18 protein-coding genes and 1 tRNA gene are annotated in these 21,040 nt (G+C 62.8%); 15 read left to right on the forward strand and 4 right to left on the reverse strand.

The window, feature by feature from the left end:
* Positions 1-12: 12 nt before the first annotated feature.
* Positions 13-1,074, reverse strand: a complete 1,062-nt coding sequence (locus BUB23_RS24500) for a metal-dependent hydrolase (protein WP_073109505.1) — start codon at positions 1,072-1,074, stop codon at positions 13-15.
* A 271-nt stretch (positions 1,075-1,345) separates the two neighbouring features.
* Here BUB23_RS24500 and hlyD point away from each other — a divergent pair, with 271 nt between their 5' ends.
* The 9 genes from hlyD (at position 1,346) to BUB23_RS24545 (ending at position 10,835) form a co-directional block, all read left to right on the forward strand.
* The gene (hlyD, locus tag BUB23_RS24510) at positions 1,346-2,341 is read left to right on the forward strand and encodes a secretion protein HlyD (RefSeq protein ID WP_073109511.1); all 996 of its coding nucleotides are present in this window, start codon (positions 1,346-1,348) and stop codon (positions 2,339-2,341) included.
* A 14-nt stretch (positions 2,342-2,355) separates the two neighbouring features.
* Entirely contained in the window at positions 2,356-4,107 is a 1,752-nt protein-coding gene (locus tag BUB23_RS24515) for an ATP-binding cassette domain-containing protein (protein WP_073109514.1), read from the forward strand.
* The gene (locus BUB23_RS24520) at positions 4,104-5,276 is read left to right on the forward strand and encodes an ABC transporter permease (protein ID WP_073109517.1); all 1,173 of its coding nucleotides are present in this window, start codon (positions 4,104-4,106) and stop codon (positions 5,274-5,276) included. Before BUB23_RS24515 ends, BUB23_RS24520 begins: the two co-directional genes overlap by 4 nt.
* Positions 5,277-5,281: 5 nt before the next feature.
* The gene (locus BUB23_RS24525; RefSeq protein WP_073109520.1) at positions 5,282-6,382 is read left to right on the forward strand and encodes an ABC transporter permease; all 1,101 of its coding nucleotides are present in this window, start codon (positions 5,282-5,284) and stop codon (positions 6,380-6,382) included.
* Entirely contained in the window at positions 6,379-7,815 is a 1,437-nt protein-coding gene (locus tag BUB23_RS24530; protein ID WP_073109523.1) for an efflux transporter outer membrane subunit, read from the forward strand. The genes BUB23_RS24525 and BUB23_RS24530 overlap by 4 nt, the downstream gene beginning before the upstream one ends.
* Positions 7,816-7,983: 168 nt before the next feature.
* Positions 7,984-8,151 (forward strand): hypothetical protein, encoded by a 168-nt coding sequence (locus BUB23_RS27120; protein ID WP_178372396.1) that lies wholly within the window; start codon positions 7,984-7,986, stop codon positions 8,149-8,151.
* Positions 8,152-8,212: 61 nt separating this feature from the next.
* Complete coding sequence (gene trhO / locus BUB23_RS24535; protein WP_073109526.1) at positions 8,213-9,169, forward strand: oxygen-dependent tRNA uridine(34) hydroxylase TrhO; 957 nt, start codon at positions 8,213-8,215, stop codon at positions 9,167-9,169.
* Between the two features lie 32 nt (positions 9,170-9,201).
* Positions 9,202-9,861, forward strand: a complete 660-nt coding sequence (locus tag BUB23_RS24540; RefSeq protein ID WP_073109529.1) for a glutathione S-transferase — start codon at positions 9,202-9,204, stop codon at positions 9,859-9,861.
* 290 nt (positions 9,862-10,151) lie between these two features.
* Entirely contained in the window at positions 10,152-10,835 is a 684-nt protein-coding gene (locus tag BUB23_RS24545) for a GntR family transcriptional regulator (protein ID WP_245801378.1), read from the forward strand.
* A 90-nt stretch (positions 10,836-10,925) separates the two neighbouring features.
* Here BUB23_RS24545 and fabI read toward each other — a convergent pair whose 3' ends face one another.
* Genes fabI through gloB form a run of 3 tightly spaced genes read right to left on the reverse strand, consistent with a single transcriptional unit; the run spans position 10,926 to position 13,928 of the window.
* Positions 10,926-11,708, reverse strand: coding sequence for an enoyl-ACP reductase FabI (gene fabI / locus BUB23_RS24550; protein ID WP_073109535.1), 783 nt, complete (start codon positions 11,706-11,708; stop codon positions 10,926-10,928).
* Positions 11,709-11,737: 29 nt separating this feature from the next.
* Positions 11,738-13,132: a transglycosylase SLT domain-containing protein gene (locus BUB23_RS24555; protein WP_073109538.1), complete on the reverse strand. Its 1,395-nt coding sequence runs from the start codon at positions 13,130-13,132 to the stop codon at positions 11,738-11,740.
* A 7-nt stretch (positions 13,133-13,139) separates the two neighbouring features.
* Positions 13,140-13,928, reverse strand: coding sequence for a hydroxyacylglutathione hydrolase (gene gloB / locus BUB23_RS24560; protein WP_073109542.1), 789 nt, complete (start codon positions 13,926-13,928; stop codon positions 13,140-13,142).
* 18 nt (positions 13,929-13,946) lie between these two features.
* Between gloB and BUB23_RS24565 the strand changes: the two genes are divergently transcribed.
* From BUB23_RS24565 to BUB23_RS24595, 6 genes are all read left to right on the forward strand, one after another.
* Complete coding sequence (locus BUB23_RS24565; protein ID WP_073109545.1) at positions 13,947-14,705, forward strand: class I SAM-dependent methyltransferase; 759 nt, start codon at positions 13,947-13,949, stop codon at positions 14,703-14,705.
* A gap of 50 nt (positions 14,706-14,755) precedes the next feature.
* Positions 14,756-15,226, forward strand: a complete 471-nt coding sequence (rnhA, locus tag BUB23_RS24570; RefSeq protein ID WP_073109548.1) for a ribonuclease HI — start codon at positions 14,756-14,758, stop codon at positions 15,224-15,226.
* Between the two features lie 52 nt (positions 15,227-15,278).
* Positions 15,279-16,382, forward strand: coding sequence for an efflux RND transporter periplasmic adaptor subunit (locus tag BUB23_RS24575; RefSeq protein ID WP_073109550.1), 1,104 nt, complete (start codon positions 15,279-15,281; stop codon positions 16,380-16,382).
* 13 nt (positions 16,383-16,395) lie between these two features.
* Positions 16,396-19,467, forward strand: coding sequence for an efflux RND transporter permease subunit (locus tag BUB23_RS24580; protein WP_073109554.1), 3,072 nt, complete (start codon positions 16,396-16,398; stop codon positions 19,465-19,467).
* 72 nt (positions 19,468-19,539) lie between these two features.
* Positions 19,540-20,244: a DNA polymerase III subunit epsilon gene (dnaQ, locus tag BUB23_RS24585; RefSeq protein ID WP_073109556.1), complete on the forward strand. Its 705-nt coding sequence runs from the start codon at positions 19,540-19,542 to the stop codon at positions 20,242-20,244.
* A gap of 581 nt (positions 20,245-20,825) precedes the next feature.
* Positions 20,826-20,900 (forward strand) — tRNA-Val (locus BUB23_RS24595).
* Positions 20,901-21,040: the final 140 nt, after the last annotated feature.

A 21,040-nucleotide genomic window follows, 5' to 3' on the forward strand; every position in this document is an offset into this window, starting at 1 on the left:
CGGTCCGCCAGGTCATGAACCCGGCGGGGCCTTCAAGACCATTTTTTCCTCCCACTGGGCGAGAGGCAAGGGCGGGGATTGCCGCCAGACGCGCCGTATGGTGTCCATCAGCGCCGGGCCGCCGCGATCGCTCGGCCAGTAGGCCGGCTTGACCGCCAGCCACGTTCCGCCGGGTCCCGTCCGCCGCGCAAGCAGGAAACGGAAAGAGTAGTAGCCGGTGCCCAGGCCCATGCGCAGGTCGGTGGCTACCAGTTGCCCGTCGATATCGTCGTAGCGCAGCCAGTCGCCGGTGAACCAGCGCAGGCCGGCAAGCTGGAGCGATTGCGGCAGGGCGTCCGCCAGGGCGCTGTTCAGGGGCAGTTCGATGCGCTCGGGCGGGTCATGGTCCAGCAGGCTGCTTATGACTTCAATATAGTGGTCGCCGGCCGTGCGCGCGACGACGCGCCACAGCAGAATGTTGAAAGGCTCGGGGCTGGAAAACATCGCCTCCGCCTGTATTCCGTCTTGCGCCAGCATTTTATCGACGCGGCCTTCGACGCTGCCCTTGGCCGCCAGGGACAGGGCCAGGTAGGCGGTGCTCAGGCCCAGGGCCCAGGCCAGGGCGCGGCGCGGGCGCCGGCCGGGTCCGGCGATGGACGCGGCAATGACGGCTGCCAGCAATGGCAGGGTGTAGAAGGGGTCGATAATGAATATGCTGGACCAGCTGGTGGGCGTGGGCCTCAGTGGCCACCACAGCTGCGTGCCATAGCTGGTGAAGGCGTCGAGCAAGGGATGCGTAATCAGCACCAGCCAGAGCGCCAGCAACAGCCGGCCGGCTCCGTACTCCTGCGCCGGCCTCCAGCGGCGCAGGGCGGCGGTCAGCAAAGCCGCGACGCCGGTCAGCACAAACAGGGAATGCGAGAAACCCCGGTGGTTGATCATGCCCGAGACCGGATCGCCGTAATCGATCAGCACGTCCAGGTCCGGCAGGGTCGCCAGCAAGGCGCCGGCCAGCAGCGCCTTGCGTCCATGGAAACGCCCCAGCATGGCGCCGGAGATTCCCGCGCCGAGCGCGGCCTGTGTCAATGAATCCATAAATACCTGAAAAATAATGGATGGCGCCGGCCTACAATTTAGCACTCAATGCTTGCGCGGCGGGTTGACATTCATACACGGGTATCATTCCTGGTGGCGGCCACCGCTTCCCCCTTGCTCATGCGCCATCTTGCGCCGGGGCCGAAAGCGGTGCCGGCGCCGACGCAAGAAGCATTGACGGAGTTTGGCGCCGATCCGGCGGCGATTGCGCAGCGCCTCGACTGGGCGCTCGAGGGCTGGTTGCGCCGGCGGCGACAGGAAAGGACGAAGCATGAGTAAAAAGCAAGCGGTAATCGGACTGGCAATAGCGCTAGCCCTGGCCGCCGGCGGCTATATTTGGTATTCGGAACGGCCGCGGGACACCGAATTGGTGTTGAGCGGCAATATAGACATCCGGGAGGTGAACCTGGCCTTTCGCGTGGGCGGCCGGCTCAAGTCGCTGGCGGTGGACGAAGGCGACACCGTGCAGGCCGGCCAGATCCTGGCCGAACTCGATACGGAGCCGCTGCGCAACGCGCTTGCCGAAGCCCAGGCGGCCGTGCAGGCGGTGTCCGCAAAGAACGCCTTGATGCAGGCCGGCTATCGCAAGGAAGATGTGGCTCGCCTGCATGCGGCATTGCAGGCCCGCTCGGCGGTGCTGCGCAATGCCGAACAGGTATGGGCGCGCCAGCGCAAGCTGGCCGGCACGGGGGCGATAGCCGTGCGCGTGCTGGATGAATCCCGCGCCGCCCGCGACAAGGCTGCCGCCGAGTTCGAGGCGTCGCGGCAGGAATATGAAGCGGCCAGCCTGGGCTTTCGCAAAGAAGAACGGGATCAGGCAAGCGCGGATCTCGCGCTTGCGCGGGTGCGCCTTGCATCCGCCCGGCTGCAATTGGACGACGCGACGCTCAAGGCGCCGGTTTCCGGGGTGGTCCTGACGCGGGCGGCCGAGGCGGGGGCGATGGTCCAGGCAGGCGCCACGGTGTTCGCTCTGTCTCTCGGCAGCCCCGTATGGGCGCGCGCCTATGTCGATGAGCCCAACCTGGGCCGCGTGGCGACCGGCACGAAAGTGCGTATCAGCACCGACGGCGCATCCGGCAAGATCTATGAAGGCGTCGTGGGTTTTGTTTCGCCGGTGGCCGAATTCACGCCCAAGCAGGTCGAAACGCAGGACTTGCGCACCGCCCTGGTCTATCGATTGCGGGTGATCGTGGCCAACCCGGATTCCGGCCTGCGCCAGGGCATGCCGGTCACCGTCCGGCTAGCACAGGACGCAGAACATCACTGACGAGGCCGCCCCGGATGGATGATGTAATCAGCATTGAAGGATTGCGCCACCGCTTCGATCAGCGCGGCGGCAATGCCCTGTCCGATCTCGACCTGCGGGTGCGGGCCGGCGCGATCACAGGGTTGGCGGGTCCCGACGGGGCCGGAAAAACCACGCTGATGCGCATCATGGCGGGCCTGTTGGCCGCCACCGAAGGGCGCGTCCGCGTGGCGGGGCTGGACCCGGTCGCCAACGCCGATGAACTGCACCGGCGCGTGGGCTACATGCCGCAGAAGTTCGGGCTTTACGAAGACCTGACGGTCATCGAGAACCTGCGCCTGTACGCCGACCTGCGCGACGTCATCGGCGCGCAGCGCGAACGGCAATTCGAACAGTTGCTGGACTTCACCGACCTTGGACCCTACACCAAGCGCATGGCCGGCCAGCTCTCGGGCGGGATGAAGCAAAAGCTGGGCCTGGCATGCACGCTGCTGGGGTCGCCGGAAGTGCTGCTGCTCGACGAGCCCGGCGTCGGCGTCGATCCGATTTCGCGGCGCGAGCTCTGGCGCATGGTCAGCACGCTTGCGCAGGGCGGCATGGCGGTGGTGTGGGCCACGGCCTATCTCGACGAGGCTGAGCAGTGCGCCTCCATCTGCTTGATGAACGCGGGGCGCGTGGTTTTTGCTGGGGCTCCGCAAGAGCAGATCGAGCGCATGCGGGGCAGAAGCATTCTTGTCGGCGGCATCGAGGGCAACCGGCGCCATGTGCTGCAGCGCGCTTTGCGCGCGCCGCAAGTCATCGATGGCGTTATCCAGGGGAGCAGCGTGCGCCTGGTGCTCAAGGAGGCGGACCGCTTGCCGGCCATGGCGTCCCTGCAGGCCGGGCCGCGGGCCCGGTTTGCGCAGGTCCGTCCGCGGCTCGAGGATGCTTTCATCGATATCCTGGGGGGCGGCCCCGGCGGCGATTCGGTCCTGGCGCAGCGGACGGGCAAGGCGGCGCTGCCCGGCGATGTCGATCCCATGGCCGTGATCGAAGCGAAGGAACTCACGCGGCGCTTTGGCGACTTCACCGCCACCGACCACGTCAGCTTCCGCGTCCGGCGCGGCGAGATTTTCGGCCTGATAGGCCCCAACGGCGCCGGGAAATCGACCACCTTCAAAATGATGTGCGGTCTGCTGGCGCCCAGCAGCGGCGATGCGCGCGTAATGGGCATAGACCTCAAGACCAGCCCCAGCCGGGCGCGCCAGCGCCTGGGATACATGGCGCAGAAATTCTCGCTCTACGGTAACCTGAGCGTTGCCCAGAACTTGAAGTTTTTTGCAGGCATATACGGTTTGCGTGGGAGTTCCCGCAAGGAAAAGATTGCGACCATGGTGGAATGCTTCGAACTGGAACGCTACCTGGACACCAGTTCCAGTGAATTGCCCCTGGGTTTCAAACAGCGGCTTGCGCTGGCCTGCGCGCTGATGCACGATCCGCAATTATTGTTCCTCGATGAGCCTACCTCGGGCGTGGATCCGGTCACGCGGCGCGAGTTCTGGAACCACATCAACGGCCTGGTGGACAAAGGCGTAACCGTCATGGTGACCACCCACTTCATGGACGAAGCCGAATACTGCGACCGCATAGCCCTGATCTACCGGGGCCGCATGATCGCTTCAGGCACGCCGGACGATCTCAAGAGCCGGGTGGCCGATGACAATCTGCCTGAACCTTCCATGGAGGATGCTTTCATCGGATTGATAGAGCGCGATGATGCGCAACAGACGCGCGAGGCGCGGGAATGACCGCGAACGACAGGCCGCCTTCCCGCGCGCCCTCTCGCCGTGGCGCATTTTCGTGGCGCAGGCTGCGCGCATTGTCCTGGAAGGAAACCCTGCAGATCGTGCGCGATCCGAGCAGCATCGCCATTGCCTTCGTGTTGCCTGTCGTGCTGTTGCTGATTTTCGGATTCGGCATCAACCTGGATACCAGCCGGCTCGGCATAGGCGTGGTCATGGAGGACGGGGGCGCGCCGGCGCGGCGTTTCGCGATGGCCATAGAGGGGTCGCCCTATGTGCGGCCGGTAATCGGCGCTTCCCGCCAGGAAATGCAAACCAGGATGGACGCCGGCGAGATCCGCGGGATCATCGTGGTGCCGGCGGATTTCTCGCGCAAGGTATTGCGCGGGCATGGCGGCGCTGTGATACAGGTCATTGCCGACGGTGCCGAACCCAACACGGCGAACTTCGTCGCCAGCTATGCGCAGGGCATCCTGCAGCGCTGGCTCGCCGCCGATCCGCGGGGCCTGGCGGGCCCGGCGTCCGCGGGCATTACGCTGGAGCCGCGCTACTGGTTCAACCCGACCACGGTGAGCCGCAATTATCTCATCCCCGGCTCGATCTCCGTCATCATGACCATCATCGGAGCGCTGTTGACGTCGCTGGTTGTGGCGCGCGAATGGGAGCGCGGCACGATGGAGGCCCTGCTTGCCGCGCCGATTACCCGGACCGAGCTGCTGTTGTCCAAGATCCTGCCGTATTACGTGCTGGGCATGGTTGCGCTGGTGATCTGCGTGCTGATCGCGACCTTGCTGATGGATGTCCCCATGCGCGGTTCGATGCTGGTGCTGTTCGTTCCCGCCAGCCTGTTCCTGGGCAGCGCGCTGGGGCTGGGCCTGCTGCTGTCGACGGTAACGCGCGACCAGTTCGATGCAGCTCAAAGCGCGCTCAACGCGGCCTTCCTGCCGGCGGCGCTGCTATCGGGCTTCATCTTCGAAATCGGCAGCATGCCGGCGGTCGTGCAAGCGGTGACCTATCTTGTGCCGGCGCGCTATTTCGTCAGCATTCTGCAGACGCTGTTCCAGGCCGGCCATATCTGGCCGGTGATCTGGCTGAACACGCTTTTCCTATTGCTTTCGGCGATTTTCTGGCTGGGCTTCACGGCGCTCAAGACGCGGCGCCGGCTGGATGGGTGAGCGCCATGTGGCATAGAATCCTCACTCTGATAATCAAGGAACTGCAGCAATTATTGCGCAGCCCGCAGAGCCGCCGCCTGCTCATCATGCCGCTGCTGCTGCAATTGATGATATTCCCGTTCGCCACCACGCTGGAGGTCACGAACAGCACGCTGGCGATCTACAACGAGGACAGCGGCGAGGCGTCGGCCGAACTGATACAGCGCCTTGCGGGCGCGCATCCCTTTCCGCATATCAAGATGGTGCATGACGATGCCGCCTTGCAGCATGTCATCGACGATCAGCAGGCCTCGCTCGCCATCAGGATACCGCGCGATTTCTCGCGGCGCATGGCCGCGCGGGAGCCGGTAAGGCTGCAGGCGCTGCTCGACGGGCGGCGCTCGAACAGCGCGCAGATCTCCTATAGCTACGCATTGCAGGTGGTCCAGCAGTTTTCCGCCGAACGCAGCCTGCATCCGGCGCCCGCCGCGCTGGTCATCCGCAATGCCTATAACCCGAATCTGGAATACAAGTGGTTCGTCCTGCCCAGCCTGGTGGCCATTATCGCCACCGTGGGCTGCCTCATGGTCACGGCCCTGTCCGTCTCGCGCGAACGCGAGGAAGGCACCTTCGATCAATTGATGGTGACTCCGCTGACTCCCGCCTACGTCATGCTGGGCAAGGCCGTGCCTGGCATTCTGGTCGGGCTGGCGCAAGGAAGCATCATAGCCGCGGCGGCATGCTGGTTCTATGGGGTGCCGCTGACCGGGCCTTTGTGGCTGCTATGGCTATCGATGTTCTGCTACGCATTTTCGCTCGTGGGCGTCGGCCTTTTCATTTCCGCCTTGTGCGCCACGCAGCAGCAGGCGTTTCTCGGCGTGTTTTGTTTTCTCGTGCCATCGATAGTCCTGTCCGGCTATATCGCGCCGGTCGAGAACATGCCATTGTTTCTGCGGATGGTCAGCATGATCAATCCGCTCACCCATTTCATCGATGCTTCAAAAGGCATTTTCCTGAAACACTACGGCTTCCTGGATGCCTGGCGCAGCATTTGGCCACTGCTGGTCATCGCCGTCGTCACGCTGGGCATCGCTTACACGATGTTTCGCAGGCGGAGCACCTCATGAACATCCCGCGTTCTCCTTCCTTTCTTTTGACGGCCTGGGCCCTTGCGCTGGCGCTTGGCGGCTGCGCGGTCGGGCCGGACTATCAGCGTCCCGAATTCGAGCGCGGCCTGGCGGCGGCGTTCGACGGCAGGTCCGATTCCGGCGCGCCTGCCGCCAGGGTGGAGCAGGCATGGTGGCGCGCTTTTGGCGACGCCGCTCTGGATGCGTTGGTGGAACAGGCCTTGGCGCGCAGCCCCGATATCGAGGCTGCGCAGGCGCGCATACGCCAGGCGCGCGCAAGCGCCGCGATGGCGGCCGGCGGCCAGTTGCCGCAGATTGGGGCGGCGGCAAGCGTCTCGCGCGACCGCATCAGCCGCAATAGCGAACTGATGGCTAACAATCCGCTGCCCGATCCGCAGACTACCTTCACCGCATACGCGGCCGGTTTCGATGCCTCATGGGAAATAGACCTTTTCGGCCGCACTGCGCGCCAGGTCCAGGCAAGCCGCGCCCGCAGCCAGGCCGCGGAAGCGGGCGCGCACGATGCGCGGCTGCAGGTGGCCGCCGAAGTGGCGCGCAATGTCATCGAGTACCGCGCGCTGGCGCAACGGCTCGATAACGCGAATCGGGACGCGGCATACGCCGGCGAGTTGCTGCGCCTGGCGCAGTTGCAGCGGGGGGCGGGGCTTGCGAGCGACAGCGATGTGCATGGCGCCCAGGACGACCATGCCCGCAGCGCCGCCGTTGTGCCTGCCCTGGAGGCCAGGCGGCATGCGGTCCTGGCCGCCCTGACCGTTATGCTGGATAGCGATATCGCCCGGGTCCGGTCCGTTTTGGCGGCGCAGCGGCCGATTCCCCAAGTGCCGGAATTCGTCGATGTCGGCGTGCCGTCCGAACTGTTGCGGCGCCGGGCGGACGTTCGCGAGGCTGAACGCCAGCTGGCGGCGGCGACCGCCGACATCGGCGTCGCGGTGGCCGATCAATATCCGCGCCTGACGCTGGTCGGCAGCCTGGGACTCGATTCCATCCATCCAGGGCAATTGACCGACGCCATGAGCCGCGCCTGGAGCGTCGGGCCGTCGCTGGCGCTGCCGCTCTTTAGCGGCGGACGGCTGCGCGAACAGGTAAAGGTCCGCGAAGCAGGGCGCGATGCCGCGCTTGCCGCCTATCGCAAGGCGGTTCTGGCGGCGGTGGCCGACACCGAGACGGCTCTGGTGGGATTCGACCGGGAGCGCGGGCGCCTGGCGGACCTGGGACGCTCGCGCTCCGCCTTGCGCGATAACGTCGCCCTGGCCGGGCAGCGCTATCGCGCCGGCGAGACGGCGCGGATCGAATTGCTCGCCGCGCAGCGCGCATTGGCGGCGGTCGAGGACCAGTGGCTGCAATCCAGGCAGGCTCGCGCGATAGGCCTGCTTGCCCTCGTCAAGGCGCTCGGAGGAGGCTGGAATGAGTGATAATCATCCGGGTTAACGAGAGTTTTTCGCCCTTTTCGCGAAACTTTCATGAAAAAAGGGTATGTTTAAGGCTTGTCTGGGTTTTATGCCGGGATGCAACGGCAAATACCGCCCAGTTTGAAGTCGCATCAGACGACGATAGTTTTTGATTTTGATTGTGAGGCTAGCATGCTTGTCAAACCACGTACGCCAACTCCGTTCCGGCCGCTGCAGACGGATACCCAGCAACTCATCAATGAAGAGCGGGCCAAGCAGGCTTCGGCGAAACGCATCATCAGCATGAGCGGCGTAGGCAACGAACGCTACGGCAAGAAGCATATCAAGTCACCGACCTGACGGGCCTCGATCGCCAGGCGTTAAAATACCCGGTTCCGGTTCTTTGACTGCTTTAACGGCCATGGCTAATTTTCTGATCGCAGCGTTATACAAATTCGTACACCTTCCCGATTTCGAATCGCTGCAGGCTCCCTTGCTGGAGCGCTGCGCAGCCAACGGTGTGAAAGGCACGCTGCTTCTGGCCGAAGAGGGCATCAACGGCACCATCGCCGGGCCCTCCGAAGGCATAGCGGCCATACTCGGCCACTTGCGCGGCGATCCTCGCCTGGCGGCCCTGGTTCACAAGGAATCATGGTCGGAAAAAATGCCCTTCTACCGCATGAAGGTAAAGCTCAAGCGCGAGATCGTCACCATGGGCGTGCCCAATGTGCATGCCGCGACCATGGCCGGCACTTATGTGAAGCCAGGCGAATGGAACCGCCTGATCGATGATCCCGAAGTCGTGGTGGTGGATGTGCGCAACGATTACGAGGTGTCCATAGGCTCGTTCAATCGGGCCGTGAATCCCTGCACCACGAGCTTTACCGAGTTTCCCCAATGGGTACGCGAGCAGTCGGCCGAAGGCGGCTTGCTGCATGGCAAGCCCCGGGTGGCCATGTTCTGCACCGGCGGCATACGCTGCGAAAAATCCACCGCCTATATGCGCACGCAGGGCTTCGACGACGTCTATCACCTGGAAGGGGGTATCCTCAAATACCTGGAAACGGTGCCTCCCGAAGAAAGCCGCTGGAGTGGCGAATGCTTTGTTTTCGACGAGCGGGTTTCCGTCGTGCACGGCCTGGAGCCGGGCCATTACGAATTCTGCCGCGCCTGCCGCTTGCCCTTGAGCGCCGAGGACCGGGCCAGCGCGCATTTCGTGGAAGGCGTCAGTTGTCCCCATTGCCACGACCAGCATACGCCGGAGCAGAAACAGCGTTACGCCGAGCGCCAGAAGCAGGTCGAGCTGGCAAGGCAGCGGGCTGAAAGGCATATCGGGGTTCGCGTCGAATTGAAAAAAGCGGCCAAGGAAAACCCCTAGGAAACGGCTTTGCGCCAGCGCCTGGTTTTGCAATGACTATTCTTGCGGCCTACCCCGTGCTCTATTCATTCCGCCGCTGTCCGTACGCGATGCGGGCGCGCGCGGCTGTGGCCGCGAGCGGCCTGGTGTGCGAATTGCGCGAAGTGGTGTTGCGCGACAAACCGCAAGCCTTGCTCGACGCCTCGCCCAAGGGGACGGTGCCCGTGCTGGTGGATGTCGACGGCCGGATTATCGAGCAGAGCCTGGATATCATGCTGTGGGCTTTGGGGCGCCGCGACCCGGACGGCTGGTTGAGGGCGGCGCAAGGTGATACGGCCGCCATGCTCGAACTGATAGGCGAGTGCGACCGCGGCTTCAAGTACCACCTCGATCGCTATAAATACCCGCAGCGCTATGGCAATGCCGATAGCCTCGCCCATCGCGCCGAAGCCGGTCTGTGGCTGGATGTCCTGGAGCCGAGGCTGGCCGGACGGCCTTTTCTGTTCGGCGCGCAGATGTCGCTGGCCGATGCGGCAATTGCCCCGTTTGTGCGCCAGTTCGCCCATGTCGATTTCGCCTGGTTCGAAGCGCAGCCTTGGCCAGGCCTTCAGGCCTGGCTGGAGCAATGGTCGCAGTCGGATTTATTCGGGCGCCTCATGGAAAAATACCCGGCCTGGACGCCTGGTGGTCCGCTGGCCGTGTTCCCGCGGTGACCACGGGCCAAATGCCGGCCCATCGCATCGGCCGCGCGCCAGGCCGTCCGTGGAACCGCCGGCGGCATAGGGCACTATTCATGTCTTGTCTCCTTTATTTTTTGTTTATTTATATTATTGTAATACAATACTATTGTAGGTTGTATATGGTTTTTCGCAAACCGTTAGCCCGCCACCCCCGCCGGGCGGCGGGGGTGGCGGGCCGGAAGAACGGAAATGGCACGGAGCCGGCTTAGTGATAGCATTGGGGCCATTCGCTGACATACCTGAACTTGAAAATGAAACCATCGATGGATCTCCACATTCCCAGAGAAAACAGCTCGCTGCGGCAGCAGGTAACCGATCGCCTGCGCGAAGCCGTGTTGAGCGGCACCTTCGAGCCTGGGCAGAAATTGGTAGAAAGAGACCTGTGCGAAATGCTGGGCATCAGCCGCACCGTGCTGCGCGAGTCTTTGCAATACCTGGGCGCCGAAGGGCTGATCACCAATATTCCTCATAAAGGCCCGGTCGTTTCGACGATTTCTTATCAGGAGGCCAAGGATATCTACGCGGTGCGCCAGGCCCTGGAAGCCCTGGCGGGAGAGGGCTTCGCCCTTCATGCCACCGATGCGCAAGTTCAAGCGCTGCGCGCGGCGCTGGGCAGGCTGGAGGCGATCAATGCGTCGCCGCAGTCCACCCATAGCCTGCTCGACGCCAAGAACGATTTCTACAAGATTCTTCTGGAAGGCTGCGACAACACCGTCGTGGGCAGCATGCTGACCCTGCTCAACAACAGGGTGACCATCCTCAGGCGCGTATCGCTGTCCGCCAAGGACAGGCTGCCCAAGACGATCAAGGAACTCTCCGAAATCGTTGCCGCGATCGAAAGCCGCAATGCCAAGCTGGCCAGGAAACTCTGCGCCGAACATGTGGCCAAGGCCGCGGCCGTGGCCATGAAAAACCTCGGGGAGCCGGCCGGCGGCCAGGCGCAATAAAGCCCCAAGTCCGCTTGCGCATAGTGCGTTGGACTCGGGGCTTTATTGCCCGGACCGCCCCGAGGGGCGCGGTTCAGGGCGCTGGCGTGCTTATTCCATTCCCGGCACGACGGTCGAAAACCCGCCGTCCACGTGGGTGATTTCCCCCGTGATGCCGGCGGCCAGGTCCGACAGCATGAAGGCGGCGACGTTGCCCACGTCTTCGATGGTGACGTTGCGGCGCAATGGCGCGTGGGCTTCGACAAACTTGAAAATAGTGGTGAAGTCCTTGATGCCGCTGGCCGCGAGGGTCTTGATGGGGCCCGCCGATATGCCGTTGGCGCGTATGCCCAGAGGACCCAGGGCCGACGCCAGGTAGCGTACGCTGGCTTCCAGGGACGCCTTGGCCAGGCCCATGGTGTTGTAGTGGGGAACGACTTTTTCCGCGCCCAGGTAGGTCAGTGTGAGCACTGAGCTGCTGCGGCCCTTGAGCATGGGCAGCGCGGCCTTGGCGAGCGCCGGAAAGCTGTATGCCGAAATATCGTGTGCGATGCGGAAGGCCTCGCGTGAAAAGCCGTCGAGCAAGTCGCCGTTCAGGGCTTCGCGCGGCGCGAAGCCTATCGAATGGACCAGGCCGTCCAGGCCGTCCCAATGCGTCTTCAATTCGCTGAAAGTGTTGTCTATCTGTTCGTCTTCGGCGACGTCGCAGGGGATGACTATGCTGCTGCCCAGTTCGGTGGCGAATTCGGTGACGCGTTCCTTGAAGCGTTCGCCGACGTAGGTGAAGGCAAGTTCAGCCCCTTGCTGTTTACAGGCGTGCGCGATGCCGTAGGCGATCGACCGGTTCGACAGTACGCCTGTGACGAGGATGCGTTTGCCGTTTAGGAAACCCATGTATAAATCCTTTTTTCTTGATATGAGAGTTAGCCGCGTATGCTGGTTCCTGGAACCCGCAGCCGCTCGCCTTTGGCCAGCGCGCTGCCTTTAAGGTTGTTCAGCTTGCGCAATTCGTTGACCGAGGTGTTGTACTGTTTGGCCAGCGAGAACAGCGTGTCGCCGCCTTTGACCGTATGCGTGCGCACATTGGCCTTGCGATGGAGCACGACGATATCTTTGCTGCGGCGCGACGATGGCGCCGATTTGGCCGCGCGTTCCTCGCTGTCGGGAACTTCGAGCGATGCCAGCTGTATGCCGCCGCCCCTGCCTTGCGCCGGCAGCAGCAGGGTTTGCGCCACGGCCCGGGTCTCTTTCTTGCCCAGGCCGTTGATGGCGCGCAGCTGGGCCACACTGATGCCGTATTGCTTGGCGATGGCTACGTACGATTCGCCGGGTTTGCTTTTGTAGGTCTGCCAGGAGCTGAGCCTGCCTTTGTAGGCTTCGAGGTTGGCATTGAAAATATCCACCCGGTTGGTCGGCAGCAGCAGCGCGGTTTGATGCTCGGCCAGAATGATGGGCCGGTTGAACGAGGCGTTGAGGGATTTGAATTCATCCAGCGGCATTTCCGCCAGTTTGGCGGCAACTTCGACTTCGATGTCGGTATTGGGCGCTTTCTGTACCGTGGTGAAGTAAGGCGTGTTGCTGACCTCGGGCAGCGTTATGCCGTATTTCCGGGGGTTGGTGATGATGTTCTTGATGGCCTGCAGCTTGGGCACATAGTTGCGCGTTTCCTCGGGCATGTTGATGGACGCATAGTCGGCGGGAACGCCGGCGCTGGCGTTTTTTTCCATGGCGCGCTTGACCGAGCCCTCGCCCCAGTTGTAGGAGGCCAGCGCCAGATACCAGTCGCCCTGGAAGTCGTACAGATACGCCAGATAGTCCAGCGCGGCGTTGGTCGATGCGACCGGGTCGCGGCGCTGGTCGCGCCAGGAGGTCTGCTCGAGGTTGTAATGCAGGCCGGTGCTGGGTATGAATTGCCACAGGCCCGAGGCCTTGGCGCGCGAATACGCCGTGGGGTTGTAAGCGCTTTCGACGAAGGGCAGCAGCGCCAGTTCGGTGGGCAGGCCGCGGCGGTTGAGCTCGTCCACGATATAGTACAGATACTTGCTGGCCCGCTTGCTCATGAGCAGGACGGATTCCGGATGGGAAGCGTAGTAGTCGGTCCAGCGCTCGGTAAGCTCGTTATCGAGATTCGGTATGGCAAAGCCGCGCCGCACCCGGTCCCACATGTCGCGCGGCGGGTGGGTCAGGTCTATGGTGCGGGAGGTTTCGGCCGCGGTGTAGGTTTTTTTGGCCGGCGCGTAAGGATTTTGCGGCGTATTGGTGGCGCATCCAGCCAAGACTGCTACGATAAGCAGGATGAATAGTCGTAAGCAGTTCATTGGCAATTCATCTAAAGTTGTTCTTCCATTCGCGCAGGCTGGCAAAGACGGCTACAGCGGAATCCAGCGACTTGCCCGCATAACGGGAGGCGGCATCTGAGACAGCGGCTTGCGAGGTTCGAAAAAAAGGGTTGGTCTTGTGCTCGGCGGCTATGGTGGACGGCAAAGTAGGCGCGCCTTCCGAGCGAAGGCGCGACGCTGCTTCCCACCGTTGCTGCAAAGCGATGTTATCGGGTTCTACTTCAAGCGCCCAACGTAAATTCGCTAGAGTGTACTCGTGACCACAACAAACGAGTGTATCCAGCGGTAAAGCGCTTAGTTTACCCAGAGAATCCACCATTTGGGTCGGCGTGCCCTCAAATAATCGCCCGCAACCCGCCGCAAAAAGGGTGTCGCCGCAGAAAAGCAAGGGTTTTCCCGTATCGAATTGCCCGTAATAGGCGATGTGCCCGGCAGTATGCCCTGGAATGTCCAGCACTTGGAGCGCGAGGCCGACGCCGGGCAATTGTACCGTATCGCCTTGCGCCAGCCGGTGATCGCAGGCTGGCAGGATTTCGGTGGCGGGGCCATAGACGGCGGCACCGGTTCGCTGTTGTAATGCGAGCACGCCGCCAACGTGGTCTGCGTGGTGGTGAGTCAGTAAAATGGCGTCAAGCACCAGCTTGCGTTGGTCCAGCAGTGCCGCCACAGGGGCGGATTGCCCCGGGTCGACCACGACGGCATGGCCGTTTTTGCATACCATCCAGATATAGTTGTCGGATAGCGCGGGCACCGGGATGAGTTCAGTATTTACCATAAAGCCAAGGGAGTCGATGTGCTGGCGGACCAACCTCTGATTGTAGAGCTTGCAGAATGGCTGGGCACCGCGCCGGGCCAGTATGTGCAAGCCTGGGAACAAAAACAGATTGATGGCATGGTGGCCAATGTGTTTGGGTATCATGCCATACAAATCGGCTTGCCGCATTGGGACCTGCTGCAGGCCAACCGCATTCCGTTCAAGGGCCGCACGGGCATTTTATTCGACCAGGCCGGCGGGCAGGGCGCGGTGGTGGTCGCCGATCCGGAGAATCTGCCCTTCGATACCCAAAGCATAGATCTGCTGGTGCTGCCGCATGTCCTGGAATGCTCCAATGCGCCGCACCAGATCCTGCGCGAGGCCGAGCGCGTGCTCATGCCCGAGGGGCGTGTGGTGATTTCGGGTTTCAATCCCTGGAGCCTGTGGGGGGCGCGCGAGCGCATTCCCGGCCTGGATCCGCTGATTCCCGTGCCCGCGCCCATGCAGGTATCGCTGGCGCGCCTGAAAGACTGGTTCAAGCTCCTGTCTTTCGATCTCGACCGCGGGCGCTTCGGCTGCTATGCGCCGCCATGCCTGAACAAGACATGGCTGGATCGCTGGGCCTTCATGGAGTCCGCCGGCGATCGCTGGTGGCCGGTATGCGGCGCGGTGTACGTGGTGTCGGCCGTCAAGCGCGTGGCCGGCATGCGCCTGGTGGGCCCGGCCTGGAAAACCGCCAGGCAGCGGGTCCGGCGCCAGGCCGTGGTGACCGGCCGGCAGTCGGGCCTGAAAACCTAGGCATTTTTCCATTTCTTTTATATATCTACCGCGCGGGGCGGCATACATTGATGAATAGCAGTCAAGTTGAAATCTGGACCGATGGCGCCTGCAAGGGCAACCCCGGGTGGGGCGGATGGGGCGCTTTTCTGCGCCAGGGGCGCCACGAAAAGGCTTTGTACGGCGGCGAACCCGCCACCACCAACAACCGCATGGAACTAATGGCCGTGATTCAGGCTCTCAAAGCTTTGAAGAGGCCTTGCGATGTGGTGGTGCATACCGACTCGCAATACGTGCAGAAGGGCATGAGCGAATGGCTGCTCAACTGGAAGCGGCGCGGCTGGCGTACGGCCGACAAGAAGCCGGTGAAGAATGCCGATCTATGGCAGGAACTGGACGCCCTGGCCGAGCAGCACACCTTGACGTGGCGCTGGGTGCGGGGCCATGCGGGCGACCCCGGCAATGAACGCGCCGACGAACTGGCCAACATGGGCGTGGACCACGCCCGGGCCGCCGCGCTGGTATATAAAAGTATGCAATGACTGACATTCCAATGCTACAGTCACAAATTGTGTCGAAAACCATGCTAATTTGATGAAGAAATCCACAATAGGCTTTGTATTGATTCTCGCCGCAGGCATAGCGCTCGGGGCCGGCGGGGCCAGGTGGCTCGCCAGCCGCGATGCGCCGCAGTCCCCCCCGGCGAAGCTGGCGGCCACAGAACCCGCCGGGTCGGAAAAAAGGGTCGAGGTCGAGGTCGAACAGGTGGCGCGGGTGCCCTGGCCGCGCGGGGTTTCGGCAGTCGGCAGCCTGCGCTCGCAGAATTCCGTCATGCTGCGCCCGGAAGTCACCGGCAGGATCGCCGAGATCAATTTCACCGAGGGCGGCAAGGTGCTCAAGGACCAGGTTCTGGTGCGCCTGGACGACAGCGTGGTCAGGGCCCAGCTGCAGCAGGCCCAGGCCAATCTGAGCCTGGCCAACAGCCAGCACCGGCGCGCCGTGGAGCTCAGCAAGCAGGGCTTCATCAGCAAGCAGGCGCGCGACGAGGCCGCCAGCCAATTGCAAGTGCAGCAGGCCGCCGCCGCGCTTGCCAAGGCGCACCTCGATAAAACCGCGATACGGGCGCCGTTCGACGGTCTTGTCGGCTTGCGCAATGTGTCGGTGGGCGACTATGTAAGCCCTGGCATAGATCTGGTGCCTATCGAATCCATACATCCGCTCAAGGTGGACTTCCGCATTCCGGAACATTTCATGGGGCAGGTGCGCGAAGGCATAGGCCTGGCCTTGCGGTTCGATGCCTTGCCCGGCCAGACGCGCGAGGGGGTCGTCGGGGCGATCAGTCCGCTGGTCGACGTGGGCGGGCGTTCGCTTTTGCTGCGCGCCGATGTGCCGAATACGGATGGCGCCTTGCGCCCGGGCATGTTCGCCAGGGTGCAATTGCAGTTCGCCGACGACCAGGCGCTGGTGGTGCCGGAAGCCGCGCTTGCCCCTTCGGGCGAGTCGCAGTATGTTTTCCGTGTCGAGCAAGGACGCGTGCGCCGCGTGGCGATAGGCATAGGCCAGCGGCGCGCCGGCAAGGTGGAAGTCCTCAGCGGCCTGCAAGAGGGGGACCGGGTGGTGGTTTCCGGCTTGCAGAAAGTGACCGACGGCGACGCCGTCGAAATTTTGCCGCCCGCCGCAAAGCCCGCGGCTTCGTGATCCGGATGCTGCCATGATTCTTTCCGACGTCTGCATCAAGCGCCCGGTATTCGCTACCGTCCTGTCGCTGATCATCGTGCTGGTGGGCCTGATTTCCTATCAGCGCCTGACGGTGCGCGAATATCCCGCCATCGACGAGCCGGTGGTGTCGGTGGTGACCGCCTACAAGGGGGCTTCGCCCGAGGTGGTCGAGTCGCAGGTGACCAAGCCGCTGGAAGACCAGTTGGCGGGCATCGAGGGGGTCGACGTGATGACCTCGCGCAGCCGGTCCGAACGCAGCCTCATCAATATCAAGTTCAATCTGTCGCGCGACCCCGATGCGGCCGCGGCGGAAGTGCGCGACAAGGTGTCGCGCGCGCGCCGCTTCCTGCCCGACGAGATCGACGAACCCATCATCAGCAAAGTGGAAGCCGATTCCACGCCCATCATTTATATCGGCGTCACCGTCGGCAATTACTCGCACTTGCAGGCTTCCGACTACATCAGCCGCTACGTCAAGACGCGCTTGTCCGTGCTGCCGGGAGCGGCCGAGGTGCGCGTGTTCGGCGAGCGCCTGCCCTCCATGCGCATTTATGTCGACCGCGCCAAGCTGGGCGCCTATGGCCTGATCGTGCAGGACGTGGAAGCGGCGCTGCTGCAGCAGAACGTGCTGATACCCGCGGGGCGCATCGAATCCAGGGACCGGGAATTTTCCGTGGTGTCGTCGACCGACCTGCAGACGACCGAGCAGTTCAACAACGTGATCGTCGCCAACGTCAACGGCTACCCGGTGCGCATGAGCGATGTCGCGGACGTGCAGATAGGCGCGCTCGATGACCGCGTGCTGGCGCGCTTCAATGGCCAGCCCAGCCTGACCATAGGCATCACCAAGCAGTCCACGGCCAATCCGCTGGATCTGTCCAGGGAGGCCCGCAAGGAAGTCGCGCTGATCAACGAAAACCTGCCGGCCGGCATGAAACTGAGCATCGCCTACGACAGTTCGGTGTTCATACAGGAATCCATCAAGTCTGTTTACCATACGGTGGGCGAGGCCATCATCCTGGTGGTGCTGGTCATTTTCTTTTTCCTGCGCAATCTGCGCGCCAGCCTGATCCCCATCGTCACCATCCCGGTATCGCTGATAGGCGCCTTCGGGATCATGTATCTGTTCGGCTTTTCCGTCAACACGCTGACCCTGCTTGCCATGGTGCTGGCCATCGGGCTGGTGGTGGACGACGCGATCGTGGTCCTGGAGAACATCTTCCGGCATATCGAGGAGGGCAAGACGCGGCTGGAAGCGGCTTTCCTGGGGTCCAAGGAAATCGGCTTCGCGGTCGTCGCCATGACGCTGACGCTGGTCGCGGTATACGCGCCGCTGGCGTTCGCGACCGGCCGCACGGGGCGCCTGTTCATCGAGTTCGCCCTGACCCTGGCCGGCGCGGTGCTGGTGTCGGGCTTCATCGCCCTGACCCTGACCCCCATGATGTGCGCCGGACTGCTGCGCCACGAAGCCAGCCATGGGCGCATCTACATCTTTGTCGAAAACCTGTTGATGTCGCTGACCAGGCGCTATCGCAATGGCCTGGCGCGGGCCTTCCGGCACCGGATGATCGTGCTGCTGCTGGGGCTGGCCGTGGCGGCCGGCAGCGTCGTGCTGTTCAAGACCGTCAAAAGCGAACTCGCGCCCATCGAAGACCGCGGCGTGGTGTATGGAATGATCAGCGCGCCCGAAGGCGCCACCATGGATTACACCTTGCAGAGCGCCCAGAAGGTGGAAGGCTTCTATGCCGAATTCCCGGAAGCCAGCGGCAACCAGACCGTCATCGGCTACCCGACCGTGACCGACGGCATCGCCATCCTGCGCCTCAAGCCGTGGGCCGAACGCTCCCGTTCGCAGCAAAGCATCGCCATGGCGCTGCAGCCGCAGTTCGCCGCGCTGCCCGGGGTGCGGGCTTTTCCCACCAACCCGCCGTCGCTCGGCGAGCGGGCCACGTCCAAACCTATAGATTTCGTGGTCATGAGCCAGGCGAGCTACCCGGAAATGGCCAAGCTGGTGGACGGGTTCGTCGACAAGCTGCGCGGCTATCCCGGCCTGCAGAATATCGACACCGACCTGCGGCTGAATACGCCCGAGCTGCGGGTGGTGGTCAACCGCGACAAACTGGCCGATGTCGGCGTCGATGTCGGCGATGTGGGCCGCACGCTGGAATCCATGCTGGGCGGCCGGCAGGTGACGCGCTTCCGGGACAGCGGCGAACAGTACGACGTCATCGTGCAGGTGAAGAAGCAGGACCGCGCCGATCCCGCCGATATTTCGGATATCTACGTGCGCACCAGCCAGGGCAGCATGGTGCAAATGTCCAACTTCGTGAGCGTATTCGAAAGCGTTTCGCCACAGTCGCTGAACCACTTCAACCGTTTGCGGGCGGTCAAGGTGCAGGCGTCCATCGCGCCTGGCTACGCGCTGGGCGAAGTGCTGGAGCACATGAACCAGGTGGCGCGCGATACCTTGCCGCATACGGTGCAGACCGACCTGGACGGGCAGTCGCGCGAATTCCGCGATTCGTCGGGCAGCATTTATCTGGTTTTCCTGATGGCGCTGGCGTTCATCTACCTGGTCCTGGCGGCACAGTTCGAAAGCTGGCGCAATCCCTTGATCATCATGTTCTCGGTGCCGCTGTCCATGACGGGCGCCTTGCTGGCCTTGTGGCTGTCGGGCGGCACCTTGTCGATCTACAGCCAGATCGGCCTTATCACCCTGGTCGGCCTGATCACCAAGCATGGCATACTTATCGTCGAATTCGCCACCCAGCTGCGCGCCGAGGGCGTCGAGCTTTTCGAGGCGGTGACCGAGGCCAGCGTATTGCGCCTGCGGCCTATACTAATGACTACCGGCGCCATGGTGCTGGGGGTTTTGCCGCTGGCCTACGCGACCGGCGCGGGGGCGGAATCCCGCCAGCAGATCGGCTGGGTGCTGGTCGGCGGCTTGAGCCTGGGCACCCTGCTGACGCTGTTCGTCGTGCCCGTCGCCTATACATTGATAGCCCGCAAGGCTAAATTGCAGGGCGCCCAGGAAACCGGCGACCTGCCGCTGGTGGTGGATTGACGGCGATCCCGCCGGTCGGCGGGGCGCCCGCATGGTTATCCGCAGTAAAGAAACGGAAACAGGATTGTTGTTATGCGCCAAATAATGCTTGATACGGAAACCACAGGGCTGGACCCCGCAAGAGGCCACCGGGTGGTCGAGCTCGCCTGCGTGGAAATGGTCAACCGCAGCCTTACCGGCCGCCACCTGCACCTGTACTTGAATCCCGACCGCGACAGCGATCCCGAAGCGCTGGCGATCCACGGCCTGACCACCGACTTCCTGTCGGCCCATCCGCGTTTCGGCGATGTCGTGCACCAGTTGGTGGACTACGTCAAAGACGCCGAGGTCATCATCCATAACGCCGCTTTCGACACCAAGTTCCTGACGGCGGAGCTGGCGCGCGTGGGCATGCCGCCCTTCGACCAGCTATGCGCCAAGGTCACTGACTCCCTGCTGCACGCGCGCGAACTGCATCCGGGCAAGCGCAACTCGCTGGATGCCTTGTGCGAGCGCTACGGCATTTCCAACGCCCACCGCACGCTGCACGGCGCCTTGCTCGACTCCGAGCTGCTCGCCGATGTCTGGATCGCCATGACGCGCGGCCAGGATGCCTTGCTGATGGACTTCGAGGAAGACAGTGGCATGGACGCCAACGGCGTGCGCGTCGAACGGTTCGATGCCTCGGTCCTGCAAGTGCTCATGGCCAGCGAGGACGAACTGCAGCAGCATGAAGCCTACCTGGCCGGCCTGGACAAGGCCGCGGGCAAGCCCTCCGTCTGGCGCTCGGTAGTTTAAAAACCTTACGGATTTCCACAGCGGAATTAACCGCCATATGGAGTATGAGGTTTTTTTTCACATGCACCAGAATCAAATGCAGAAAAATCTTCTCCACATGATTATCGAAAGCGCCTATGTGCGGGATCCGAGCAAGGGTAAGCCGGGTATTCCGAAAGACAGGCGGGATAGCGTTCGGTTTAAGACTATTGCCGCCATGCTTTTTCGCGGTGAAAGGCCAAGGCGGCCGCGTAGGCGCTGAAGAAGGGGAAGCTGAAAAAGCAAAAGGCCCTGAAGGGGCCTTTTGTACAGCATGTCGGGCGACTCTTTACAATCAGCACGGCTGATCTCATGTTTCATGAGGGTAGGTAGACCTTGCCTAACTAGGCAACCCGAGAAATCTACTTGCGGAAAGTGTACAAGCTATTGACGCGAGGGTCAACACACGACTCATATCCGCGGCGGCCCGGCTCGGACGGGGGCCATGCATAGGCCACTCTATAAGCCGCAATCCGAAAAGTGCCTTCTTGGGCGTACGTTGGCGCAAGCTTGGTGTATACTTCTGGCCTGAAACTCGATGACCGTCCTGGTACGGTAGCTTCGGGCGGTTAACTCAGTGGTAGAGTGCCACCTTCACACGGTGGAAGTCACAAGTTCGAACCTTGTACCGCCCACCAGAATTCATATATCGCAAACCCGCACAGCTTAAGGCTTTGCGGGTTGGCTCTTCCCCATTAACGGGGGATCGGCACTCATCACACTCGGTTAATCACACCGTTCCAACCGCACTGGGCCAAGACCCGCATACGGTAATTCT

This window comes from Pollutimonas bauzanensis, assembly GCF_900129885.1.
GTDB classification, from domain to species: Bacteria; Pseudomonadota; Gammaproteobacteria; order Burkholderiales; family Burkholderiaceae_B; genus Pollutimonas; species Pollutimonas bauzanensis.

What these genes read in the sequence shown, in the direction of transcription:
- fabI (WP_073109535.1), bottom strand. Translation starts at nt 11,708, where the DNA reads ATGGGTTTCCTAAACGGCAAACGCATCCTCGTCACAGGCGTACTGTCG.
- dnaQ (WP_073109556.1), top strand. Translation starts at nt 19,540, where the DNA reads ATGCGCCAAATAATGCTTGATACGGAAACCACAGGGCTGGACCCCGCA.
- BUB23_RS24515 (WP_073109514.1), top strand. Translation starts at nt 2,356, where the DNA reads ATGGATGATGTAATCAGCATTGAAGGATTGCGCCACCGCTTCGATCAG.
- gloB (WP_073109542.1), bottom strand. Translation starts at nt 13,928, where the DNA reads ATGGTAAATACTGAACTCATCCCGGTGCCCGCGCTATCCGACAACTAT.
- BUB23_RS24580 (WP_073109554.1), top strand. Translation starts at nt 16,396, where the DNA reads ATGATTCTTTCCGACGTCTGCATCAAGCGCCCGGTATTCGCTACCGTC.
- BUB23_RS24540 (WP_073109529.1), top strand. Translation starts at nt 9,202, where the DNA reads ATGACTATTCTTGCGGCCTACCCCGTGCTCTATTCATTCCGCCGCTGT.
- BUB23_RS24575 (WP_073109550.1), top strand. Translation starts at nt 15,279, where the DNA reads ATGAAGAAATCCACAATAGGCTTTGTATTGATTCTCGCCGCAGGCATA.
- BUB23_RS24555 (WP_073109538.1), bottom strand. Translation starts at nt 13,132, where the DNA reads ATGAACTGCTTACGACTATTCATCCTGCTTATCGTAGCAGTCTTGGCT.
- trhO (WP_073109526.1), top strand. Translation starts at nt 8,213, where the DNA reads ATGGCTAATTTTCTGATCGCAGCGTTATACAAATTCGTACACCTTCCC.
- BUB23_RS24530 (WP_073109523.1), top strand. Translation starts at nt 6,379, where the DNA reads ATGAACATCCCGCGTTCTCCTTCCTTTCTTTTGACGGCCTGGGCCCTT.
- hlyD (WP_073109511.1), top strand. Translation starts at nt 1,346, where the DNA reads ATGAGTAAAAAGCAAGCGGTAATCGGACTGGCAATAGCGCTAGCCCTG.
- BUB23_RS24520 (WP_073109517.1), top strand. Translation starts at nt 4,104, where the DNA reads ATGACCGCGAACGACAGGCCGCCTTCCCGCGCGCCCTCTCGCCGTGGC.
- rnhA (WP_073109548.1), top strand. Translation starts at nt 14,756, where the DNA reads ATGAATAGCAGTCAAGTTGAAATCTGGACCGATGGCGCCTGCAAGGGC.
- BUB23_RS24500 (WP_073109505.1), bottom strand. Translation starts at nt 1,074, where the DNA reads ATGGATTCATTGACACAGGCCGCGCTCGGCGCGGGAATCTCCGGCGCC.
- BUB23_RS24525 (WP_073109520.1), top strand. Translation starts at nt 5,282, where the DNA reads ATGTGGCATAGAATCCTCACTCTGATAATCAAGGAACTGCAGCAATTA.
- BUB23_RS24545 (WP_245801378.1), top strand. Translation starts at nt 10,152, where the DNA reads ATGGATCTCCACATTCCCAGAGAAAACAGCTCGCTGCGGCAGCAGGTA.
- BUB23_RS27120 (WP_178372396.1), top strand. Translation starts at nt 7,984, where the DNA reads ATGCTTGTCAAACCACGTACGCCAACTCCGTTCCGGCCGCTGCAGACG.